At 68.2% G+C, this 22163-nt stretch carries 19 protein-coding genes; 11 read left to right on the forward strand and 8 right to left on the reverse strand.

The features are described 5' to 3' along the window. Window positions 1-18: 18 nt before the first annotated feature. The 11 genes from DDZ14_RS11000 to DDZ14_RS11050 all read left to right on the forward strand — a co-directional run bounded on the left by DDZ14_RS11000 (window position 19) and on the right by DDZ14_RS11050 (window position 13849). Window positions 19-1041 (forward strand): MoxR family ATPase, encoded by a 1023-nt coding sequence (locus DDZ14_RS11000; RefSeq protein WP_109425028.1) that lies wholly within the window; start codon window positions 19-21, stop codon window positions 1039-1041. Next, a complete protein-coding gene (locus tag DDZ14_RS11005; RefSeq protein WP_109425029.1) occupies window positions 1038-1925 on the forward strand; it encodes a DUF58 domain-containing protein in 888 nt (295 codons plus the stop codon). Before DDZ14_RS11000 ends, DDZ14_RS11005 begins: the two co-directional genes overlap by 4 nt. Before the next feature lie 2 nt (window positions 1926-1927). Then, complete coding sequence (locus DDZ14_RS11010; RefSeq protein ID WP_109425030.1) at window positions 1928-4693, forward strand: DUF4159 domain-containing protein; 2766 nt, start codon at window positions 1928-1930, stop codon at window positions 4691-4693. A 2-nt stretch (window positions 4694-4695) separates the two neighbouring features. Further along, entirely contained in the window at window positions 4696-6774 is a 2079-nt protein-coding gene (locus DDZ14_RS11015; protein ID WP_109425031.1) for a hypothetical protein, read from the forward strand. 91 nt (window positions 6775-6865) lie between these two features. Then, on the forward strand, window positions 6866-8314 hold the full coding sequence (locus DDZ14_RS11020; protein ID WP_109425127.1) for an FAD-linked oxidase C-terminal domain-containing protein: 1449 nt from the start codon (window positions 6866-6868) through the stop codon (window positions 8312-8314). Window positions 8315-8410: 96 nt separating this feature from the next. Next, window positions 8411-9535, forward strand: coding sequence for an FAD-binding protein (locus DDZ14_RS11025; protein WP_109425128.1), 1125 nt, complete (start codon window positions 8411-8413; stop codon window positions 9533-9535). 31 nt (window positions 9536-9566) lie between these two features. Next, on the forward strand, window positions 9567-10850 hold the full coding sequence (glcF, locus tag DDZ14_RS11030; protein WP_109425032.1) for a glycolate oxidase subunit GlcF: 1284 nt from the start codon (window positions 9567-9569) through the stop codon (window positions 10848-10850). A 98-nt stretch (window positions 10851-10948) separates the two neighbouring features. Next, complete coding sequence (locus DDZ14_RS11035; RefSeq protein WP_233252554.1) at window positions 10949-11767, forward strand: serine protease; 819 nt, start codon at window positions 10949-10951, stop codon at window positions 11765-11767. A 16-nt stretch (window positions 11768-11783) separates the two neighbouring features. Beyond that, the gene (locus DDZ14_RS11040; RefSeq protein WP_158275512.1) at window positions 11784-12617 is read left to right on the forward strand and encodes a serine protease; all 834 of its coding nucleotides are present in this window, start codon (window positions 11784-11786) and stop codon (window positions 12615-12617) included. A 140-nt stretch (window positions 12618-12757) separates the two neighbouring features. After that, the gene (locus DDZ14_RS11045; protein ID WP_109425034.1) at window positions 12758-13222 is read left to right on the forward strand and encodes an Hsp20 family protein; all 465 of its coding nucleotides are present in this window, start codon (window positions 12758-12760) and stop codon (window positions 13220-13222) included. Window positions 13223-13456: 234 nt separating this feature from the next. Continuing rightward, window positions 13457-13849 carry a GFA family protein gene (locus DDZ14_RS11050; RefSeq protein WP_109425035.1) on the forward strand — a complete coding sequence of 131 codons (393 nt, stop codon included), beginning with the start codon at window positions 13457-13459 and terminating at the stop codon, window positions 13847-13849. A gap of 94 nt (window positions 13850-13943) precedes the next feature. On the opposite strand, the gene DDZ14_RS11055 is transcribed toward DDZ14_RS11050, so the two are convergent. The 8 genes from DDZ14_RS11055 to DDZ14_RS11090 all read right to left on the reverse strand — a co-directional run bounded on the left by DDZ14_RS11055 (window position 13944) and on the right by DDZ14_RS11090 (window position 22151). Then, complete coding sequence (locus DDZ14_RS11055; RefSeq protein ID WP_109425036.1) at window positions 13944-15419, reverse strand: NAD-dependent succinate-semialdehyde dehydrogenase; 1476 nt, start codon at window positions 15417-15419, stop codon at window positions 13944-13946. Window positions 15420-15494: 75 nt separating this feature from the next. Beyond that, window positions 15495-15656: a cbb3-type cytochrome oxidase assembly protein CcoS gene (gene ccoS, locus DDZ14_RS11060; RefSeq protein WP_109425037.1), complete on the reverse strand. Its 162-nt coding sequence runs from the start codon at window positions 15654-15656 to the stop codon at window positions 15495-15497. Window positions 15657-15665: 9 nt separating this feature from the next. After that, window positions 15666-17846 (reverse strand): heavy metal translocating P-type ATPase, encoded by a 2181-nt coding sequence (locus DDZ14_RS11065; protein ID WP_109425038.1) that lies wholly within the window; start codon window positions 17844-17846, stop codon window positions 15666-15668. Between the two features lies 1 nt (window position 17847). Beyond that, the gene (locus DDZ14_RS11070; protein ID WP_109425039.1) at window positions 17848-18312 is read right to left on the reverse strand and encodes a FixH family protein; all 465 of its coding nucleotides are present in this window, start codon (window positions 18310-18312) and stop codon (window positions 17848-17850) included. Further along, the gene (gene ccoG, locus DDZ14_RS11075; RefSeq protein WP_109425130.1) at window positions 18309-19739 is read right to left on the reverse strand and encodes a cytochrome c oxidase accessory protein CcoG; all 1431 of its coding nucleotides are present in this window, start codon (window positions 19737-19739) and stop codon (window positions 18309-18311) included. The genes DDZ14_RS11070 and ccoG overlap by 4 nt, the downstream gene beginning before the upstream one ends. A gap of 100 nt (window positions 19740-19839) precedes the next feature. After that, window positions 19840-20718: a LysR family transcriptional regulator gene (locus DDZ14_RS11080; RefSeq protein ID WP_109425040.1), complete on the reverse strand. Its 879-nt coding sequence runs from the start codon at window positions 20716-20718 to the stop codon at window positions 19840-19842. Window positions 20719-21081: 363 nt separating this feature from the next. After that, window positions 21082-21954, reverse strand: coding sequence for a cytochrome-c oxidase, cbb3-type subunit III (ccoP, locus tag DDZ14_RS11085; RefSeq protein WP_109425041.1), 873 nt, complete (start codon window positions 21952-21954; stop codon window positions 21082-21084). Further along, window positions 21951-22151 carry a cbb3-type cytochrome c oxidase subunit 3 gene (locus tag DDZ14_RS11090; RefSeq protein ID WP_109425042.1) on the reverse strand — a complete coding sequence of 67 codons (201 nt, stop codon included), beginning with the start codon at window positions 22149-22151 and terminating at the stop codon, window positions 21951-21953. Before DDZ14_RS11090 ends, ccoP begins: the two co-directional genes overlap by 4 nt. Window positions 22152-22163: the final 12 nt, after the last annotated feature.

Consider the following 22163-nt stretch of genomic DNA (forward strand, 5'->3'; position numbering starts at 1 on the left):
CCGAAGGGAAGGGGAGTCATGGCCGCGACCGACACCGAAACCGACACCGCGCTACTGGCAGAGATCGAGGCGCTGGGTGAAAGGCTGGCCCGCGCCAGGGCCAGCATCGGCATGCGCATCATCGGCCAGCCCGAGGTCGTGGACCTGACGCTGACCGCGCTTTTGTGCGGCGGGCACGCATTGCTGGTCGGTCTGCCGGGGCTGGGCAAGACGCGGCTCGTGGACACGCTCTCGACGGTGATGGGGCTCGACGGCAATCGCGTCCAGTTCACGCCCGACCTGATGCCGGCGGATATCCTGGGCTCCGAGGTGCTGGAGACGGGCGAGGACGGCAGCCGCGCCTTCCGTTTCATCGAGGGGCCGATCTTTTGCCAGCTTCTGATGGCCGACGAGATCAACCGCGCCAGCCCGCGCACGCAATCGGCGCTCCTGCAGGCGATGCAGGAACGCCAGGTGACGGTGGCCGGGAAGGATCGCGCGCTGGCCCGGCCTTTCCATGTACTGGCCACGCAGAACCCGATCGAGCAGGAAGGCACCTATCCGCTGCCCGAGGCGCAGCTCGACCGGTTCCTGCTGCGCGTCGATGTCGACTATCCCGACCGCGAGACCGAGCGGCAGATCCTGCTGACCACGACCGGGATCGATGAGGCCGAGGCGACGCCGGTCTTCACCGCGGCGGAGCTGATCGCCGCGCAGGAGGTCGTGCGCCGGATGCCGGTGGGCGAGGCGGTGCTGGAGCTGATCCTCGACCTGGTGCGCGCCTGCCGGCCGGACGAGCCCGAGGCGCTGCCCGACGTGCAGGACACGGTCAGTTGGGGTCCCGGCCCGCGCGCCGCGCAGGCGCTGATGCTGACGGTGCGGGCACGGGCGCTGCTGGACGGTCGGTTGGCGCCGGGGCCGCAGGACGTGATGGCGATGGCGCGGCCGGTGCTGATCCACCGCATGGCGCTCAGCTTCGCCGCGCGCGCCCGCGGTGAAAGCCTGCCCGACCTGATTGACGCCGTGGCCGCCCATGTGACGCAGGTCGAGGCCGCGGCGTGAGCGACCCCGCCGCCATACCCGCTGCCTGGCTGCGGCAGCGCGCCGAGGCTGCGGCGAGCGGCTTGCCGCCGCTCTTGGCCGAGGCGGAGCATCTGGCGGCGACGGTCATCCTGGGCGAACACGGGCGGCGGCGCGCGGGGCTGGGCGACCAGTTCTGGCAATACCGGCACGCCCATGCCGGCGACGCCTATCGCGAGATCGACTGGCGGCGTTCAGGCCGCGCCGACGCGACCTTCGTGCGCGAGAAGGAATGGCAGGCCGCGCAGAGCGTGCTCTTCTGGATCGACACCGCCCGATCGATGAGCTTCACCTCCGATGCCGACAGGCCGTCCAAGGGCGCGCGCGCCCGGCTGCTGGGCCTTGCCGCGGCAGTCCTTCTCAACCGCGGGGGAGAGCGGATTGGCCTCATGCAGGATCCCGAGCCGCCGCGCCACGGCGAGGCGCAATTGATCCGCGTCGCGGCGGAGTTGGCGAAGGAGGACAGCGCCGATTACGGTATCCCCGCGGAGCGCGCCATGCCGACGGGCGCGCGGGCCGTGCTGATCTCGGATTTCCTGGGCGACTGGGCACAGGTCGAGGGCGTGCTCGCCCATGCTGCCGATCGCGGTGTGAAGGGCGTGATCCTCCAGGTGCTCGACCCGCAGGAGGAGGCGTTTCCCTTCGACGGGCGCACGATCTTCCAGAGCATGGCGGGCGTGCTGGAATTCGAGACGCTCAAGGCCGGGGAACTGCGTAACCGCTACCTGGAACGGCTCGCCGAACGCAAGGCGCGGCTTTCCATGCTGGCTGACCGGACTGGCTGGCAATACCAATGCCACCACACGGGCGAGAGCGCGCAGGCCGCGCTGCTCTGGCTCTACGGGGCGCTGGAAGGGGTGCGCTGAGCATGTGGTCCATCGGTCCCGTCGCCTTCACCGCGCCCTGGCTTCTGCTGGGGCTCGCCGCGCTGCCGGTCCTGTGGTGGCTGCTGCGCGCCGTGCCGCCCGCGCCGGTGCGCCGGCTCTTCCCGGCTGTGACGCTGTTGATGGGCCTCAAAGACGACGAAAGCGAGAGCGACCGCACGCCCTGGTGGCTCCTGCTGCTGCGCTGCCTCGCGGTGGCGGCGGTGATTATCGGCTTCGCCGGTCCGGTGCTGAATCCCGAAGAGACGCAAGGCGGCGCGGGGCCGGTGCTGATCCTGACCGATGCGAGCTGGGCCTCGGCCTCCGACTGGCGGCTGCGCCAGGGCAAGATCGCCGCGCTGGTGGATGAGGCCGGGCGCGCCGGGCGGCCGGTCGCGGTGGCCGCGGTCAGCGACCCGCCTGCCGGCGGCGTCGAGTTCCAGAGCGCGGACGCCTGGTCCGGCCGGATCTCAGGCCTGACGCCGGCGCCATGGGCAATGCCCGCGACCGATCCGGGCGAATGGATCGCCGGGCTTCAGGGCGGCGGTTTCGACACATGGTGGCTTTCCGACGGGCTGGCGCGCGACGGCCGCGCGGCGCTTCTGGAGATACTAAGGGCACGCGGCACGGTGCGGGTCTTCCAAAGCGGCTCGGAACGGCTGGCGCTGCGGCCGCCCGTGTTCCGCGACGGCGTAATCGTGCTGGAGGCGCTCAGGTCGGAAAGCGACGGCGCGCGCGAGGCGACGCTGCGCGCGATCGGCCCGGACCCCGCCGGGGTTGAGAGGGTGCTGGCGGAACTGCCGGTCGCCTTCGGCGCGGGCGAGAAATTGGCCACGGCTGAATTGTCGGTGCCCGCGGAGTTGCGCAACCGCATCCGCCGCTTCGAGATCGCGGGCCTGCGCTCGGCCGGGGCGGTGGCGTTGACCGACGATGCGCTCAAGCGCCGCAAGGTCGGCCTCCTTGCCGCACGCGACGACAGCGAGGGGGCGGAGTTGCTCTCGCCGCTGCATTACCTGCGCCGGGCCCTGGAGCCGACCGCCGACACGGTGGAAGGCACGCTTGACGACATCCTGCTTTCCGGACCGGACGTTGTCGTGCTGGCCGATGTTGCCGGGCTGACGGCGCTGGAATCCGACGCGCTTGAGGACTGGGTTTCGGAAGGCGGGCTGTTGCTGCGTTTCGCCGGGCCGCGGCTGGCGGCCTCCGACGTCTCGCGCGCCGCCGAGGACCCGCTGATGCCGGTGCGGCTGCGCGCGGGCGGGCGCAGCGTGGGCGGCGCGATGAGCTGGGGCGCGCCCAAGCGGCTGCGCCCCTTTGCCGAAGGCACGGCGTTTCACGGGCTGGATATTCCCGACGATGTGACGGTGACCAGCCAGGTCATGGCGCAGCCCGATCCGTCGCTTTCGGGACGGGTGATCGCGGCGCTGGCCGACGGCACGCCGCTGGTGACCGGCAAGACGCTGGGCCAGGGGCGGGTCGTGCTCTTCCATGTCGCCGCCAACGCGGAATGGTCCACATTGCCGCTTTCCGGGCTCTTCGTGCAAATGCTCGAACGGCTCGCCGTCTCCACCCGGCCGACCCAGCCTTCGGCCGAGGAGCTTGACGGCACGACCTGGGCGCCGGAGCGCGTGCTGGACGGCTTCGGGGCCGAGCGCGACGCGGGCACGCTGCCCGGCGTGCCGGGCGAGCGGCTCGCTGAAGGCGGCGTCGGGCCGGATCTGCGACCGGGGCTTTACGCCAGCGGGGACCGGCGCGTGGCGGTCAACGTGATCGGAGACGACGAGATGCTGGCGCCCGCCGAGTGGCCCGCAGGGTTGGTGGTCGAAGGGATGGCGGTCCAGGAGGAGGCGCGGCTCAAGGGCGGCTTCCTGACCGCGGCGCTGATGTTGCTTTTGGCCGATATCATGGCCACGCTGGCGCTGGGCGGACGGCTGGCGCGTACGGGGCGCGGCGGCGCGGCGGCGGCGCTGGTGCTGGCGCTGGCGCTGCCCGGCGCGGGCGAGGCGCAGCAGGGCAGCGACGCGCGCGCGGTGCAGGCCACGTCCGAGACGGTGCTGGCCTATGTGCAGACCGGCGATGCCGCGCTCGACCGGATTTCCGAGGCCGGGCTGCGGGGCCTGTCGCGCACGCTGACGCGCCGCACGGCGGTCGAGCCTGCGGACCCGATCGGCGTCGATCTGGAAGAGGACGAACTGGCCTTCTTCCCGCTGCTCTACTGGCCGGTCGGCGCCGGGCAGCCGCGCCCGTCGGCCGAAGCCTATGCGCGGCTCAACGCCTATCTGCGCACTGGTGGCATGATTCTCTTCGATACGCGGGACGCCAACATCGCCGGGGTGGGGAGCGGATCGCCGAATGGCCGGCGGTTGCAGGCGCTGGCCGCGCCGCTCGACATCCCGCCGCTGGAGCCGGTGCCGGGCGACCACGTCCTGACCCGCACCTTCTATCTGCTGCAGGAGTTTCCGGGCCGCTACAACGGCGCCGTCTGGGTGGAGGCCGCACCGCCGGACGCCGCCCGCGCCGAGGGCATGCCGTTCCGCGATCTCAATGACGGGGTGACGCCGGTGGTGATCGGCGGCAACGACTGGGCGGCGGCCTGGGCCGTGGACGAAAGCGGCCAGCCGAATTTTCCGGTCGGCCGCGGCTTCGCGGGTGAGCGGCAGCGCGAGTTCGCGCTGCGGTTCGGCGTCAATCTTGTGATGCATGTGCTGACGGGTAACTACAAATCCGACCAGGTGCATGTCCCCGCTCTGCTCGACCGGCTGGGGCAGTAGCGATGACGCGCGAGATCATATTCGATCCGCTTCTGGACCCGGTCGTTCTGGCTGCCGTGGTGCTGCTGGTGGCCGCGGGGATCGGTGTCGCGCTCTGGCGCGGGCTGCCGGGCTGGTGGCTGCGCGGGCTTGCCGGGGTGGCGCTGCTCGCCGCGCTGGCCAATCCGGCGCTGAAGGAGGAAGCCCGCGAGCCGCTTTCCGACATCGTGCTGGCGGTCGTGGATGAAAGCGCCAGCCAGGGCCTGTCGGACCGCCCGGACCAGACCGCCCGCGCCGTGGCAGATCTGGAGCGCCGGATCGCGGCGCGCGGCAATACCGAGTTGCGCCTGATCCGGGTGGGCGACGCGCCGCAGGGCACCGACGAGGGCACCTTGCTGATGTCGGCGCTGGCCGAGGCGCTGGCCGAGGAGCCGCATTCGCGAATCGCCGGCGCGCTTCTGATCACCGACGGGCATATCCACGATCTGGACCGCGCTCCCGAAATGCCCGCGCCGCTCCACGCGCTGCTGACCGGGCGCGAGGGCGACTGGGACCGGCGGCTGGTGGTGAAAAACGCCCCGGCCTTCGCGATCATCGGCGAGCCGGTCACGCTGACACTGCGGCTGGAGGATCAGGGCGCGGCACCGGCGGGCGGCGACGGCACGGCGGAGCTTTCCATCGCCATCGACGGACAGGAGCCGCAGGTCTTCACCGTGCCGGTGGGCCGCGACATGGATCTGCCGCTGACCCTGCCGCATGGCGGCATGAACGTGATCCAGTTTTCCACACCGGAAGCCCAGGACGAGCTGACCGCGCGCAACAATGCCGCCGTCGTCTCGATCAACGGGGTGCGCGACCGGCTGCGCGTGCTTCTGGTTTCAGGCGAGCCCCATGCCGGCGAACGGACCTGGCGCAACCTGCTGAAGTCCGACAGTTCCGTCGATCTGGTACATTTCACCATCCTGCGCCCGCCGATGAAGCAGGACGGCGTGCCGGTGGACGAGTTGTCGTTGATCGCCTTCCCCACGCGGGAGCTTTTCCTGGAAAAGGTGGATGAGTTCGACCTGATCATCTTCGACCGTTATCGGCAGCGCGGCATCCTGCCGATGATCTATCTCGACAGCGTCCGCAGCTATGTCGAGAAGGGCGGCGCGGTGCTGCTCTCGGCCGGGCCTGAATTTGCCGGGGCCGAAAGCCTCTGGCGCTCGCCACTATCTGAGGTGCTTCCCGCCGCGCCGACCGCCAATGTGGTGGAACGCGGCTTCCTGCCGCGCGTCTCGGATATCGGGGCGCGCCACCCGGTCACGTCGGGGCTGGAGGACTTCGCCCCGCGCGAGAGCGCTGCGGACGGCACGCCCGGCTGGGGCCGATGGCTGCGGCAGATCGAAGTCACGCCGGAGTCCGGCCATACCGTGATGACCGGTGCCGGCGAGCGTCCGCTCCTGCAACTCGACCGGGTGGGCGAGGGACGCATCGCGCTGCTGGCCTCCGACCACGCGTGGCTCTGGAACCGCGGCTACGAGGGCGGCGGGCCGCAGCTTGAACTGCTGCGCCGCCTGGCGCACTGGATGATGGGCGAGCCGGAACTGGAGGAGGAGGCGCTGCGCGCGACCGCGCAGGGCGGCATGATCACGATCACCCGCCGGTCGCTGGAGGACGGCGCGCGCAGCGTCACCCTGACCGCACCCGACGGCACCGAGCGCGAGCTGGCGCTGCGCGAGGAGGCGCCGGGGCGCCACTCGGCCACCTACGAGGCGCCGCAGATGGGGCTCTACCGCCTGGCCGACGAGACCCGCGAGACGGTGGTGGCCGTCGGTCCCGCCGCGCCGCGCGAATATGCCGAGACCATCGCGAGCGGCGCGCGGCTGGAACCGGTGCTGGACGCCGCGGGCGGCGGCATCCTGCGGCTCGAGGACGGCTTCCCGCAGTTGCGCGACGTGCGCGAAGGGCGCGTCGCGGCCGGGCGCGGATGGCTGGGCCTGACTCCGCGCGACGCCTATGTGACGGCGGATATCCGGGTCAGCCCGCTGCTGCCCGCGATCCTCTTCCTGCTCATGATTGCGGCGCTCAGCATCGCGGCCTGGCTGCGCGAAGGGCGCTGAGCGCGGCGCGAGTGCCGCCGCGCTCGCCCGAAATGGCTTGCCTTCTCATAATTGGTAATATAATTTTACCAAATATAGAAAGGAGCCGATGATGGACATGCCCGCCCCCGATCCCGCGATCCTGGCCCGGAAGGCCGAGATCGTGGAGCGTCTGAGCGCCCTCCTTCCCTCCGACGCCGTGATCCACGATCCCACCGAGACGCGCGCCTATGAATGCGACGCGCTGACCGCGTATCGCTGCCCGCCGCTGGCGGTGGTGCTGCCCGGCTCGACCGAAGAAGTCTCGAAGGTTCTGGCGGCCTGCCACGCGATGGGCGTGCCGGTGGTGCCGCGCGGGTCGGGCACGTCGCTGGCGGGCGGGGCGCTGCCCACCGCCGACAGCGTCATCCTGGGCGTGGCACGGCTGGCCGAGGTGCTGGAGACCGATTACGAGAATCGCTTCATCCGGGTCCAGACCGGGCGCACCAACCTCAGCGTCACCGGCGCGGTGGAAGAAGACGGCTTCTTCTACGCGCCCGACCCGTCCTCGCAGCTCGCCTGCGCCATCGCCGGCAATATCGCGATGAATTCCGGCGGCGCGCATTGCCTGAAATACGGCGTGACCACCAACAACCTGCTGGGCGTGACGATGGTACTGATGGACGGCACGGTGGTGGAAATGGGCGGCGCGCATCTGGATGCCGCGGGGCTCGATCTGCTGGGCGTGGTCTGCGGCTCGGAAGGGCAGCTCGGCGTAGTGACCGAGGCGACGCTGCGCATCCTGCGCAAGCCCGAAGGCGCGCGCCCCGTGCTGATGGGCTTCGATTCCTCGGAAGTGGCAGGCGCCTGCGTGTCGGACATCATCAAGGCCGGTGTCCTGCCGGTGGCGATCGAGTTCATGGACCGTCCCTGCATCCGTGCCTGCGAGGATTTCGCCCATGCCGGCTATCCGGATGTCGAGGCGCTGCTGATCGTGGAGGTCGAAGGCAGCGAGGCGGAGATCGATGCGCAGCTTGGCATGATCATGGAGATCGCCCGTCGCCACGATCCCGCGGAACTGCGCGAGAGCGGCTCGGCCGAAGAATCCGCCGCGATCTGGAAAGGCCGGAAATCGGCCTTCGGGGCGATGGGGCAGATCAACGACTATATCTGCCTCGACGGCACGATCCCGGTCTCCGAACTGCCCAGGGTGCTGACGGGTATCGGGGAGATGTCGCGGAAATACGGGCTGGGCGTGGCCAATGTGTTTCATGCCGGCGACGGCAACATGCATCCGCTGATCCTCTTCGATGCCAATGCGCCGGGCGATCTGGAAAAGGCCGAGGCGCTGGGCGCCGACATCCTGACGCTCTGCGTCGAGGTGGGCGGCTGCCTGACCGGCGAACACGGCGTGGGGGTGGAGAAGCGCGACCTGATGGGGACGCAATACGCACCGGCGGACATGGAGGCGCAGATGCGCGTGAAGGACGTGTTCGATCCGCGCTGGCTGCTCAACCCGCTCAAGGTCTTTCCGCTGGAGGCGAGTGCGTCGCGGCGCGCGGGTCTGCAGGACGCCGCGTGAACGCGGCGGCCCCGGGCGGGGGGCGCTGCCCCCCGGTCCCCGCCGAGGCGGGGCCTCCCCCCGGAGTATTTTCGGAAAGATGAAGGACAGGCGATGTTGAGCCCGGAAAGCGAAACGGATTTGGCGGAGGCGGTACGCGCGGCCAAAGGACCGCTGGCGATCCGCGGCGGCGGCACGCGGCGGCACGCGCCCGAGGGCTGCGATCCGCTCGAGACGCGCGGGCTGTCGGGCATCCGTCTTTACGAACCCGGTGCCTTGACCATGGTTGCCGGGGCGGGCACGCCGCTGGCCGAGATCGAAGCGATGCTGGAGGCCGAAGGACAGCGCCTGGCCTTCGAGCCGATGGACCATCGCGGGCTCCTGGACACCGAAGGCGTGCCCACCATCGGCGGCGTGGTGGCGGGAAATGTGTCGGGACCGCGCCGCATTCAGGTCGGTGCCTGCCGGGATTTCATGCTGGGTGTGCGTTTCGTCGACGGTACCGGCGCGGTGGTCAAGAATGGCGGGCGGGTGATGAAGAACGTCACCGGCTACGATCTGGTCAAGCTCATGACCGGAAGCCACGGCACACTGGGCGTTCTGAGCGAGGTGGCATTCAAGGTCCTGCCCGCGACAGAGATGACCGGTGTGCTTTTGCTGGAGGGACTGGACGACGACGGGGCGGTGAAGGCGCTTGGCGCGGCGCTCGGCTCGCCATTCGAGGTCACGGGTGCGGCGCATTTGCAAAAGGGAACGGACGGCGCGCCGGTGACCATGATCCGCCTGGAGGGGTTCGAGAAATCGGTGGCCTACCGAGCCGGTAAGCTGCAAGAGCTGCTTTCGGCGTTTGGCGATTTTACCGTCGAGACGGACCCCGAGCGTACCACCGCCGGGTGGAGATACATCCGCGACGTGGTCCCGTTCCACAACCGCGAGGGCGATGTCTGGCGGTTCTCGGTGAAGCCTTCGGATGCACCCGTGATCGGGGCTCGGCTGGGCGCGGCGGAGCTGATTTATGACTGGGGTGGCGGGCTGATCTGGGCCCTGTCCGAGCGCGGCGCGGATCTGCGCGCCGCGGCGGCGCCCTTCGAGGGCCACGCCACGCTGGTGCGCGCCGGGGCAGAGACGCGCGCGCGGCTGCCGGTCTTCCAGCCCGAACCCGCACCGCTGGCCGCGATCAGCGCGAGGCTGCGCACCCGCTTCGATCCGCGCGGCATTCTCAATCCCGGACTGATGGGCTGAGCCCCGCTGCCGCAACGACCAAGGAAAAGCGATGCAGACGAATTTCTCCCCCGAGCAGCTCAAAGACCCGGCCACCGCGCGGTCCAACGAGATCCTGCGCTCCTGCGTGCATTGCGGCTTCTGCACGGCGACTTGCCCGACCTACCAGGTGCTGGGCGACGAACTCGACAGTCCGCGCGGACGCATCTACCTGATCAAGGACATGCTGGAGAACGGCCGCCCCGCCGATGAGAAGACCGTCAAGCATATCGACCGTTGCCTGAGCTGCCTGGCCTGCATGACGACCTGCCCCTCGGGCGTGCATTACATGCACCTGGTCGATCACGCGCGCGAATATATCGAAGAGACCTATAAACGGCCCTGGAGCGACCGCGCGCTGCGCTGGCTGCTGGCGCGCATCCTGCCCTATCCCGCGCGCTTCCGCTTGGCGCTGCTGGGCGCCAAAATCGGCCGGCCCTTCGCGCAGATCATGCCCGATGCGCGGCTGCGCTCGATGCTGGAGATGGCGCCGAATACGATCCCGCCGGTCAGCCGCAACGACGATCCGCAGGTCTTTCCCGCCGAGGGAGAACGGCGGATGCGCGTGGCCTTGATGACCGGCTGCGCGCAGCGCGCGCTCAACACCGATATCAACGATGCCACGATCCGGCTTCTGCGCCGGCTGGGCTGCGACGTGGTCATCGCCGAAGGGCAGGGCTGCTGCGGGGCGCTGACCCATCACATGGGCAAGACGCGCGAGAGCCACGCGACCGCCGCGAAGAACATCCGCGCCTGGCATCGTGAACTGACCGGCGATGGGCTCGACGCGGTGGTCATCAACACCTCGGGCTGCGGCACCACGGTCAAGGATTACGGGCATATGTTCCGCAACGAGCCGCTGGCCGGGGAAGCGCGGGCGGTCGCGGAGATCGCGGTCGATGTGTCTGAGCTTCTGATTCGGCTCGACTTTCCCGAGGGTCCGGCGCGCGGCGTGCGGGTGGCCTATCATGCCGCCTGTTCGCTGCAACACGGCCAGCAGATCAAGAGCTATCCCAAGGACTTGCTGAAGCGCGCGGGTTTCGAAGTGGTGGAGCCCACGGATTCGCATCTCTGCTGCGGCAGCGCGGGCACCTACAACCTGATGCAACCCGCGATTTCCAGCCAGCTCAAGACCCGCAAGATCGAGACGTTGGTGGCAAAGGCGCCCGACGTGATCGCGGCCGGAAACATCGGCTGCATGATGCAGATCGGCGGCGGCACCGAGGTGCCGGTCGTGCATACCGTGGAGCTCCTGGACTGGGCCACGGGCGGGCCGCGGCCGCCGGCTCTGGGCTGACCCCGGCCCGCTCATTTTCACGACAGGGCCACAAAATGGCCAGATGATCCGTCTACCCCGGATGTCTGGTGGGCGCGCAGTATCATGGGGTAGGCGGCATGCGATTCATCGCGCTTCTGGTGGTGGGCATCTGGATGTACGCGGCGATCGGCCCCCTGCCCGCGGGCGAGGTTTCGGCCCTGCGCAAGCTCTCGACAGCCGACGACACGCGCGGCTGGGAAGGCGTTGGGCGCGTGGATATCGGCCGGCGCGGCTTCTGCACCGGCACCCTGATCGAGCCTTCGCTGGTGCTGACCGCCGCGCATTGCATGTATGACCGCGACAGCGGCAACCGCATCGACGACGCCGACATCACCTTCAAGGCAGGGTTCCGCGACGGCCGCGCCGAAGCGTATCGCGGCGCGCGGCGCGTGACGATCCATCCCGATTACGACTTCACCGGGTTCGACGACATCTCCCGTTCGGCCCGCGATCTGGCGTTGATCGAACTCGACCAGCCGATCCGCCAGCACGGCATCCCGCCCTTCGGCACCAGTGCCGCGGACCTGGGGATCGGCGCGAAGGTGGAGCTTGTGTCCTATGCGATGGAACGCGCCGAGGCGCCCTCGCTGCAGGAGGAATGCCATGTGGTCGGCCTCCAGCCGGGGCTTCTCATCCTCGATTGCGACGTGAATTTCGGCTCTTCCGGCTCTCCCGTCTTCGTGCGCCAGGGCGGTTTCAGCGAGGTGGTATCCGTCGTTTCCGCCAAGGGGGAGTGGCGCGACCGCAAGGTGGCGCTGGCCACCACCGTGACCGGGCCGCTTCAGGACCTGATGAAACTCCGCGAAAATCAGAGCGGGCTCCTGCATTCCGCGCGGCCGGGACGGGATGGGTTGTCGGGCCGGACGCAGAACGGCGCGAAGTTCATACGGCCGTGACCGCGGGGGGCTTGCGATGCAATTCGGATTCCTGATAGCGGCCGGCCTGTCCCTGGGCCTTCTGGCGGGCGGCATGGCGCGCGCTCAATCCGACGACACACTGCGCCGCATGACCTTGCGCCAGGATACGGCCGGCTGGGAGGCGATCGGCTATCTCGACCTCGCGGGCAAGGGCTTCTGCACCGGTGCGCTGGTGGCCAGCGACATCGTGCTGACCGCCGCCCATTGCCTGATGGACAGCCGCACCGGCAAGCGGGTCGATCCGACCGCGGTGAAATTCATGGCCGGCTGGCGCGATGGCGAGGCGATCGCCACGCGGCAGGGACGCGCCGCGGTGATCCATGCACGCTATGCGCCCGATAGCGGCACGATGATCGAGCGTGTGCGCCACGATGTGGCGCTGCTGCACCTCGCGGAACCTATCTCGGTCGCGCAGGCGGCGCCTCTGAGCCCCGAGGGCGGCGTGAGCCCGGGCGACAGTGTGACCGTGATTTCCTATGCCAAGGGGCGCGCGAAGGCGCCGTCGATGCAGCGCCGTTGCCGCGTGCTCGAGCGCCGGTCCGGCGTGATGGCAATGTCATGCGATGCCTATTTCGGCTCCTCCGGCGCGCCCGTCCTGTCGCTTCGCGGCGGCCGGGTGCGGGTCGTCGGCGTTATGTCGATGATCGCCCAGACCGCGCAGGGGCGACTTTCCTTCGGGATGGACGTGGAGCGCCCGCTGAGGGAGCTGCTTGCGGCGCTGCGCAGCGGGCGTGGCGTCTTCCCCGAAACTACCGCACCGGCAGCCAAACGGGTCAATCTGGACGGCGGCGCGAGGTCCAGTGGCGCGAAATTCCTGCGCCCTGAGTAGATGCCTCCGGGATCTTGAAATCGGAAAAATCCAACCCCAAATCAAGGCTGTCCGGGCGCCGCATAGGCGGGTCCGGGTGTCATACGGGCCCTGCCTTCGGGAGGGTCGCACATCACATCGCTCAAGAGGAGGATGCAAAAATGCGTACCGTTGATCTGTCACCGCTTTACCGCTCGACCGTGGGTTTCGACCAGTTCGCCGATCTTCTGGATCGGGTCTTCTCGAACGAGATTTCCCAGCCGAGCTATCCGCCCTTCAACATCGAGAAGACCGCCGATGATGCCTATCGCATTTCCATCGCGGTAGCCGGGTTCTCCGACGAGGATCTGAATGTCGAAGTGCGGGAAAACGCGCTGATCGTGTCGGCCCGGAAGACCGGCGAGGAGCAGGAGCGGACCTATCTGCACCGCGGCATCGCGGAGCGCGGGTTCGAGAAGCGCTTCCAGCTTGCCGATCATGTGAAGGTGACCGGCGCCCTGCATGAGAACGGGATGCTCCATATCGACCTCGCGCGCGAGATCCCCGAGGCGCTCAAGCCGCGCCAGATCGAAATCGCGTCCGCGAACGGGAGCAAGCGAAAGGCGCTGGGGTCCGCAGCTGCCTGAGCGGCCCCCATTCCGGGTGAAAGAGGTGACGCGCGGGGAAGCCCCCCGCGCGTTTTTGCGTCGTTGCCGCGTGTCCCACCCGGTCCCGCTGGGTCGGCACGATCGCCGGTAGGAAAACACGTCCGAAAAGAGGCCGGGCAGGTTTACTGAACGCCGTGAGCGTGCCGCACATTTGCAATGACCGTGCTGTTTGATGTTACCTTTCCGACCGCTTGATTCCGGAGGGGATGCAACATGGATCGGTTCACCGGCGGTTGCCTGTGCGGCAATGTCAGACTTGTGGCGTCGGGCCTCCCATACCGGGTCGGGCTCTGTCACTGCCTCGACTGCCGCAAGCATCACGGCGCGCTATTCTATGCGTCCGCTGTGTTCCCACGGGATGTGGTGACGATCGAGGGAGAAACACGCGACTACGCCGGGCGGTTCTTCTGCCCCCGCTGCGGCTCGTCCGTATTTGCGTGTAGCGGCGATGAGATCGAGGTGCATCTGGGCGCGCTGGATGCCCCGGATCGGCTGATGCCAACCTATGAGTGCTGGACGGTCCGCCGCGAGTCCTGGTTGCCGCCGTTTTCGCTCAGGCGGCGATACGACCGTGATCGCGACGCCACGGGTCGGTTCGAGGAGTAGGCCCTGATCGGGCGGCACCCGGTTCTCCCGCACATCCACGCGGGAGAACCTGATCTTGGTAAAGTCACTGAGATCGCGATGAAATTCCGCTATCTCAGATCGAGATGCAGAGATACTTCATCTCGGTGAACTCGTCGATGCCGTGGGTGGAGCCTTCGCGGCCCAGTCCGGACTGCTTGACGCCGCCGAAGGGCGCGACTTCGGTTGAGATCAATCCGGTATTGATGCCGACCATGCCGTATTCCAGCGCCTCGGCCACGCGCCAGACGCGGCTCAGGTCGCGGGCGTAGAAATAGCTCGCCAGCCCGAAGATCGTGTCGTTGGCCTGCTGGATCACGTCCTCTTCGGTGTCGAAGCGGAAGAGCGGCGCGACCGGGCCGAATGTCTCGTCATTGGTGACCATCATCTCGCGGGTGACGCCTGTCAGCACCGTGGGCTGGAAGAAGGTTCCGCCCTTCTCGTGCCGCTGCCCGCCGGTGACGAGCTTCGCGCCCTTCTCCAGCGCGTCGGCGATATGTTCCTCGACCTTCTTGACCGCGTCCTCGGTGATGAGAGGTCCGGCCGTCACGCCTTCCTCGAACCCGTCGCCGACCTTCATCTTTTGCACCGCGGCGGCCAGTTTCTCGGCGAAGGCGTCATAGACGCCCGCCTGAACGTAGATGCGGTTGGCGCAGACGCAGGTCTGCCCGTTGTTGCGGTATTTCGAGATCATTGCGCCTTCCACCGCGGCGTCGAGATCGGCGTCGTCGAAGACGATGAAGGGCGCGTTGCCGCCCAGTTCCATCGATGCCTTCATGATCTGGTCGGCGGATTGGCGCATCAGGATGCGGCCCACTTCGGTGGAGCCGGTGAAGGTGATCTTGCGCACCGCGGGATTGGAGCAGAACTCCTTGCCGATATCCGAGGATTTGGTGGAGGTGATGACCGAGAAGACGCCCTTGGGCACGCCCGCGCGTTCGGCCAGCACCGCCATTGCCAGCGCCGAGAGCGGCGTTTCGGCGGCGGGGCGCGCGACGAAGGTGCAGCCGGCGGCCAGCGCCGGGGCGACCTTGCGCGCGATCATCGCGTTGGGGAAGTTCCAGGGCGTGATCGAGGCGACGACGCCGATGGGTTGGCGCAGCACGACGATGCGCTTGTCGGGCTGGTGGCCGGGAATCGTCTCGCCATTGACGCGCTTGGCCTCCTCGCCGAACCATTCCACGAAGGACGCGCCATAGAGCACCTCGCCCTTCGCCTCGGCCAGCGGCTTGCCCATTTCGGCGGTCAGGATCGCGGCCAGGTCGTCGGCGTTCTCCACCATCAGCTCGTACCATTTTCGCAGGATCGCGGCGCGGTCCTTGCCGGTCCGGGCGGCCCAGCCCTTCTGGGCGTCGCGGGCGGCCTCGATGGCGCGGCGGGTTTCGGTCACGCCCATATCGGCGATCTCGATCAGCACGTCGCCGCGGGCGGGGTTGGTGACGGCAAAGCGGGCGCCGTCATCGGCATCGGCCCATTCGCCGCCCAGGAAGGCCTGCGCGCGCAGCAGGTCCGGGTCTTTCAGAAGTCCGGTAAGATCGGTCGAATCGAGCATGTGCAGTCCTCCCAGATAAGTTGGCGCATAAGTCCCATATCGGGTGGGAAGCTGCAAGCGGGCGCGCCCGGCGGCTCAGTCCTGCTTCGGTGCGTCGTCGTAGTCGGTGCGCAGGATGCGCTGCGCATCGCCGTCGGGATCGTCGAACTGGCGCGTGCGCAGCGCCCAGAAGAAGGCTGCCAGCCCGGCGCCGCCCAGCAGCAGCGATATGGGAATCAGGTAGCTCAGGATATCCATACAGCCATCCTAACGCAGACGCAGGGCGTTGAGCGAGACGGTGATCGAACTGGCCGACATCGCCAGAGCCGCGATCAGCGGCGTGGCCAGCCCGGCCAGCGCGATGGGCACCGCGATCACGTTGTAAAGCGCGGAGAGGGTGAAGTTCTCCTTGATGCGCGCCCGCGCCTGCCGCGCGGTGGTTAGGCAATCGGCCAGCGCGTCGAGGTCGCGGCCCAGGAGTACGATGTCGGAGGCCACGCGCGCCGCGTCGAGCGCGGAGGCCGGCGAGATCGAGACATGCGCGGCGGCCAGCGCTCCGGTATCGTTGAGCCCGTCGCCCACCATCAGCACCTTGTGGCCCTCGGCCTCGAGCGCCTGGACACGGGCGACCTTGTCCTTGGGCAGGGCGCCGGACTCGGCGATAGCGATGCCGAGCGCCTTTGCCGTCGCCTCGACCGCGGGCGCGCTGTCGCCGGAGATCAGCATCACCCGGCACCCGGCCGCGCGCAGCGCCGCGACGGCCTCTGCCGCGCCGGGCCGCAACGCGTCGGTGAAGTCGAAGCGCACCGGGTCGCGGTCGCCGATGCGCAGGAAGCTGGCGGTGCCCGGCCCGTCGGCGCCCCCGGTCCAGGCGGCGCGCCCGAAGCGCACGGGATGGTCGCCCCAGCGGCCCTCCACGCCATAACCCGGCACTTCGCGCAGCCCCGCGATTGCGGCGGGCGCCACGCCTTCGGCTTCGGCGGCGCGCCGCAGCGCCTGCGCCAGCGGGTGTGCGGATGCGGATGCCAGCCCCGCCGCGACCGCCAGATCGGTGCGCGCGTGATCCGCCGCACCCTGCATCTCCGGCTGGCCCAGCGTCAGCGTGCCGGTCTTGTCGAAAACCACCGTGTCGACTTCGGCGAGGCGTTCCAGTGCAGTGCCTGACTTGAGTAGCACGCCGCGGCGGAAGAGCCGCCCCGACGCGGCGGTGACGACCGCGGGCACGGCGAGACCCAGCGCGCAGGGGCAGGTGATGATGAGCGTCGCGATCGCCACATTGACCGACACGCGCAGGTCGCCCGACCAGATCATCCATGCGGCGAAAGCGATCAGTGCCAGCAGGTGGACGCCCGGCGCATAGGCGACCGCGGCCCGGTCGGCCAGTGAGGTGTACCGGGTCCGCGCGCTTTCGGCCAGCGCCACCAGATCGGCGATCTTGTGCAGTCGGGTATCGGCGCCGCGCGCCGTGACGCGCACGTCGAGCGGGCCGGTCAGGTTGACCTCGCCCGCGCTGACCGTGCTGCCTTCGCCGGCGAAGACGGGCAGGCTCTCGCCAGTCAGCAGGGCGCGGTCGATTTCGGAGGTGCCTGTCTCCACCACGCCGTCCACGGGCATCCGCCCGCCCGGACGCACGCGCACCAGATCGCCGGCGGAAAGCTCCGCGATGGGCGTGACCACCTCCCGCCCGTCAACGAGGCGCGTGGCACGTGGCACTTCGAGCGCCGCCAGTTCCTGCGCGGCCGAACGCGCGGCGGCACGGGTGCGGTAGTCCAGATAGCGCCCGGCCAGCAGGAAGAAGGTCAGCGCCAGCGCGGCGTCGAAATAGGCATGTTCGCCCGACATCGCGGTTTCATAGAGCGACATGCCCGCCGCCATCACGATGGCCACGGAAATCGGCACGTCCATGTTGAGCCGCCGCGCCGTGAGCGCGGTCAGCGCGTTGCGAAAGAAGGGCTGGCCGGAGAACGCCACGGCGGGCAGCGCGATCATCGCCGATATCCAGTGCATCAGGTCGCGTGTCGCGTCCTCCGCGCCCGACCAGACGGCGACCGAAAGCAGCATGACATTCATCATCGCGAAACCGGCGACTGCGAGGCGCATCAGCAATTCGCGCCCGGTGCTGTCGGAGTCGGTGGCGGAAATTGTGCCGGGGTCGAGCTCATGCGCCTCGAAACCCAGCCGGTCCAGAGCGGCGACCAGATCCGCCGCCGTGACATCCTCGGCGGCCTCCACCGCGGCGCGCTTAAGTGTCAGGTTCACGCGCGCCTCGCGTACGCCCGGCACGGCCTTCAGCCCGCGTTCCACGCCCGAAATGCAGCCCGCGCAATGGATCCCTGGAAGCGAGAGCATCAGCCGCCCTTCGGCCGCGCCGTCCCCGGTGCCCGCGACCGCCGCGCCCGTGGCGCAGGCCGGGCAGGCGGCGAGCGGCGTGCGCATGATTTCGGTCATCTCAGCGGCTCACGAAAATCTGGCGCCGCTGGCGGAATTCCGTGCCGTCGGCGGCGCGCGCCGTCACATGCAGCAGCCATTGTCCGTAATCAAGATCGAGCGCGGCGCTGTAGCGGCCATTCGCGCCGGAAAGCTCCGGCCACCTGTCGTCGCGGGCCTCGGTTGTTCGGCCGACAAGCACCTCCAGCGCCTGCACTTCGGCGGGCCGCCCGTCCGGGCCGTCAAAGCCGAGCGTCAACAGCCCGTCAGCATATTGCGTATCCAGCGTCCAGCCCAGCGCTTGCTGCGCGGCGAGCTTCTCGTTGAACTCCTGGCTGGCGACATAGCTGTTCTTGACCTCGAGCCCCGGAAAGGTGCTGATCGCATTCCACGCCATGACGACATTGACGGTGATGATGACAGCGAAGGCGGTCACGGCAATGGCCAGAACCTTGCGGCCCGTCAGCGGCTTTCCGGTATCCGTCATTGCGGCCTCCCGTTGAAATGGGTGTCCTGATAAGTGCGTTCACCATTGAGCGCATCGACGACCCAGAGCCGGATACCTGTGCGCTCCGCCTTTGCGATCGACGTGTTCGGCGGGGCGGTGACATATATGCGCTCCTGCCCGGACGTGTCGGCGGGCACGTAGACCAACTTGTCGTCCGTACCTTCCACGTCAACCGAAAACGGCTCGGGCGACGAGATCATGACATGGAAGGGCCGCGCCTCGCCATGCTTGTTGCGGATCCGGACATCGTAGCTGTTGCGGATCGACCCGTCGGAGAGCACGACATTGACCGGGTTGCGCGTCTTGGCCACGGTCATGTCGATATCGGGCCGTATGAAGAGCGCGACCACAAGCGCGGCGCCCACCCCCGCCCAGAGCGTGGTGTAGAGGATCGTGCGCGGCCGGAAGATGTGCTCGCGGATCGGGCGTGGCGGGTTGCCCTGACGCTCCCGCGGCTCGTCGCTGAGCGCGAGATAGTCGATCAGCCCGCGTGGCTTGCCGATCTTTTCCATCACGTCGTCGCAGGCGTCGATGCACAGCGCGCAGGTGATGCATTCGAGTTGCTGGCCGTCGCGGATGTCGATGCCCATCGGGCAGACATTGACGCAGGCCATGCAGTCGATGCAGTCGCCAAGCTGATCGGCGCCTTCGCCCTTGCGGTGCTTGCCGCGCGGCTCGCCGCGCCATTCGCGATAGGCGACGGTCAGGGTGTCCTCGTCCATCATTGCCGCCTGAATGCGCGGCCAGGGGCAGGCATAGATGCAGATCTGCTCGCGCATGAAGCCGCCGAAGACGAAGGTTGTCGCGGTCAGCAGGGCAATGGTGGAATAGGCCACGGGATGCGCGTCAAACGTCACCAGGTCGCGCGCAAGGGTCGGCGCATCGGTGAAATAAAAGACCCAGGCGCCGCCGGTGGCCAGCGCGATCAGCAGCCAGACGACGAATTTGGTGGTGCGCAGCCGCACCTTGCGGGCGTCCCATTCCTGTTTCCAGAGCCGCACGCGCGCGTTCCGGTCGCCCTCGATCCAGCGTTCCACGAGGATGAAGAGGTCGGTCCAGACGGTCTGCGGGCACGTATAGCCGCACCACACGCGCCCCAGCGCCGAGGTGAAGAGGAAGAGCCCCAGCCCCGCCATCACCAGAAGCCCCGCGATGAAATAGAATTCATGCGGCCAGATCTCGATCCAGAAGAAGAAGAAGCGCCGGTTCGCCAGATCGATCAGTACCGCCTGATCGGGCAGGTTCGGGCCGCGGTCCCACCGGATCCAGGGCGTCAGGTAGTAGATGCCCAGAGTCACCGCCATGATCACCCATTTGAGCGACCGGAAGGAGCCGGACACACGGCGCGGAAAGATCGGCTCGCGTGCGGCGTAGAGGCGCGGGGGGACTTTGTCGGAAACGGCCACGGTGGATTCTCCGGTCTTGCTGGCGTCGGCTGTGTTGTCGCAGCGAAGGACGCCGGCAACCTTGATACAGATCAAAACATGTACCGGCGATCCATGAATTCTAGCTTGACGCGGCCTGGCGCCGCAGCCACGAGGCAAAGGCGCGAAGCGATTTGCGCTGCACGCCGGGGCGGGTGACCAGCCAGTAGCCGCTGTCGGGGTGGTCGTCCTCGAAAAGCACCCGCAGGTGGCCCGCCGCGATGTCGGCATCCACGAAGGCGCGGGTGGTGGCCACGATACCCTGCCCCTGGCGGAGCCCCTCCAGCACCAGATGGCCGGGCATCTGCGTCAGGCTGGCGACCTTGCCGGTCGCCACGCCGTGGGTGCGCAGCCAGCTCGACGCCTCGTCGGTGCCCAGTTCCTGAAGCCAAGGATAGTCCAGCAGATCGGACGGGTCGCTGATCTGCCGTTCGCCCAGCAGGGCGCGCGCGCCGACGATCACGATATGCGTGGTGAAGAGCCGCTCGCATTCCAGCCCCTGCCAGCCGCCGCGCCCGAAGCGGATCGCCAGGTCGATGCCGCCGGGCTCCAGCCGGACGACATCGGGGGTGGCATTGACCATCAGGTCGATCTCCGGGTGCTGCGCGCGGAAATCGGCGAGCCGTGGCATCAGCCAGCTCGCTGCGAAGCTGGGGGTCATCGAGACATGCAGCGGCCGGTCCGCATCCGCGCCGGTCAGCGCGTCGATGGCGCGCGCCATCTCGGCGAAGCCATCGGTCACCGCCTCGGCCAGGCGGGTGCCGTCCGCGGTCAGCGCGACGCCGCGCCCGTCCTTTACCGTCAGCTTCACGCCGAGATGCGACTCCAGCGCCCGCAATTGCTGGCTGACGGCGGCGTGGCTGACATTGAGCGCCGCGCCGGCGGCGGTGATGCTGCAGGTCTCCGCCAGCGCGGCGAAGGCGCGCAGGGCGGAAAGCGGGGGCATGCGGAGCCAATCCATATGAAAGCCATCCTTACAGGTGCGAATTCTTCCTGACTCGCATCAACCGGAAGAAAGATCAATATTCACAGCATAAGGATCGAATAGAGGAATAGGAAAGATGCTCAATATCTACGCCAGAACTTTCATGACTGCCACTCGGACCGAGTCCCGTGAGCGCCCGGCACATCACCGCCCCCGCGCCGAGAGGGACACGCTGCGCGGCTCTGGCCAGTGGCCTTGGCCGCTGCATTTCGCCCGCGTCGACGGCGACCGTCGCTGATCGTGGCAGACAAAAAAGCACCGGCCCCCCTGTGAGTTGCGCGAACAGGGTCGAGGGCCGGTGCAGTATCCGCAGGTCGGGGCCCGCGGATGGGGGAAGTCCTACTCGGCCGCGGCCTCGCCGCCGCCAAGCTGGTGAACATAGGCCGTGACCTGCCGAATCTCGGCCTCCGAGAGACGCTGGTTCCACGCCGGCATCACGCCGAAACGACTGTTGGTCACCGTTTCTGTCAGGGTCGCGACATCGCCGCCATAGAGCCAGATCGCATCGCTCAGATCGGGCGCGCCGAAGGTCCGGTCGCCCTGGCCGTTCTCGCCGTGGCAGGCGGCGCAATTGTCCAAGAAGACCGTCTCGCCGTCGGAGGCGAGCGCCGCGTCATGCTCCTGCCCGGAGATCATCCGCACATATTGCACGACCTGGTCGATCTGCTCGCCTTCGAGGATCTCGCCGAAGGCCGGCATTTCGGAATAGCGTGCATCCGGGTTCTGCTCGTTCCGGATGCCGTTGGTGACGGTGTAATGGATCTCCTCCATCGTGCCGCCCCAGAGCCAGTCGTCGTCAAGCAGGTTGGGATAGCCCTTGGCCCCCGCGGCGCCCGATCCGTGGCACTGCGCGCACCAGGTCTTGAAGACCGCGGCGCCGCCGTTCGAGGCGTAGTTCTGAAGTTCGGGATCGGCCACGATCTCGGTCAGCCCGGCTTCGACGATCTTCGCGTCGAGCGGCGCGTTCATCTCCTCGAAGCGGGTGATTTCCTGGGCCACCTCCTCGCGGGTGGAATAGCCCAGCAGGCCGGGAGTCGCTTCGCTGATCAGCGGCCAGGCCGGATAGGCGATGGTATAGGCGATGCCCCAGACAATCGTACCGTAGAAGCACCACAGCCACCAGCGCGGCATCGGATTGTCGTATTCCTTGATGCCATCCCATTCATGGCCCGTCGTCGGGATGTCGTCGTGTTCCTCGGGTTTCTTGCTCATTTCCGCGCCTCCTCATGCTCGGCGCCATCGGCGCAGGCGGGTTTGTCTTCGTGCCGGAACGGGATGTTGGCGCTGTCGCGGTGCTGCTCCTTGCTGCCGGGACGCAGCGTGTAGAGCGTCACCCCGATGAAAAACAGCATCAGAAACAGCAACATCCAGCTATCGGCGAACTGGCGGAGGATCGAATAGGTTTCCATGATCCGCCCCCC

This window comes from Maritimibacter sp. 55A14 (assembly GCF_003122205.1).
Lineage (GTDB): Bacteria > Pseudomonadota > Alphaproteobacteria > Rhodobacterales > Rhodobacteraceae > QEYE01.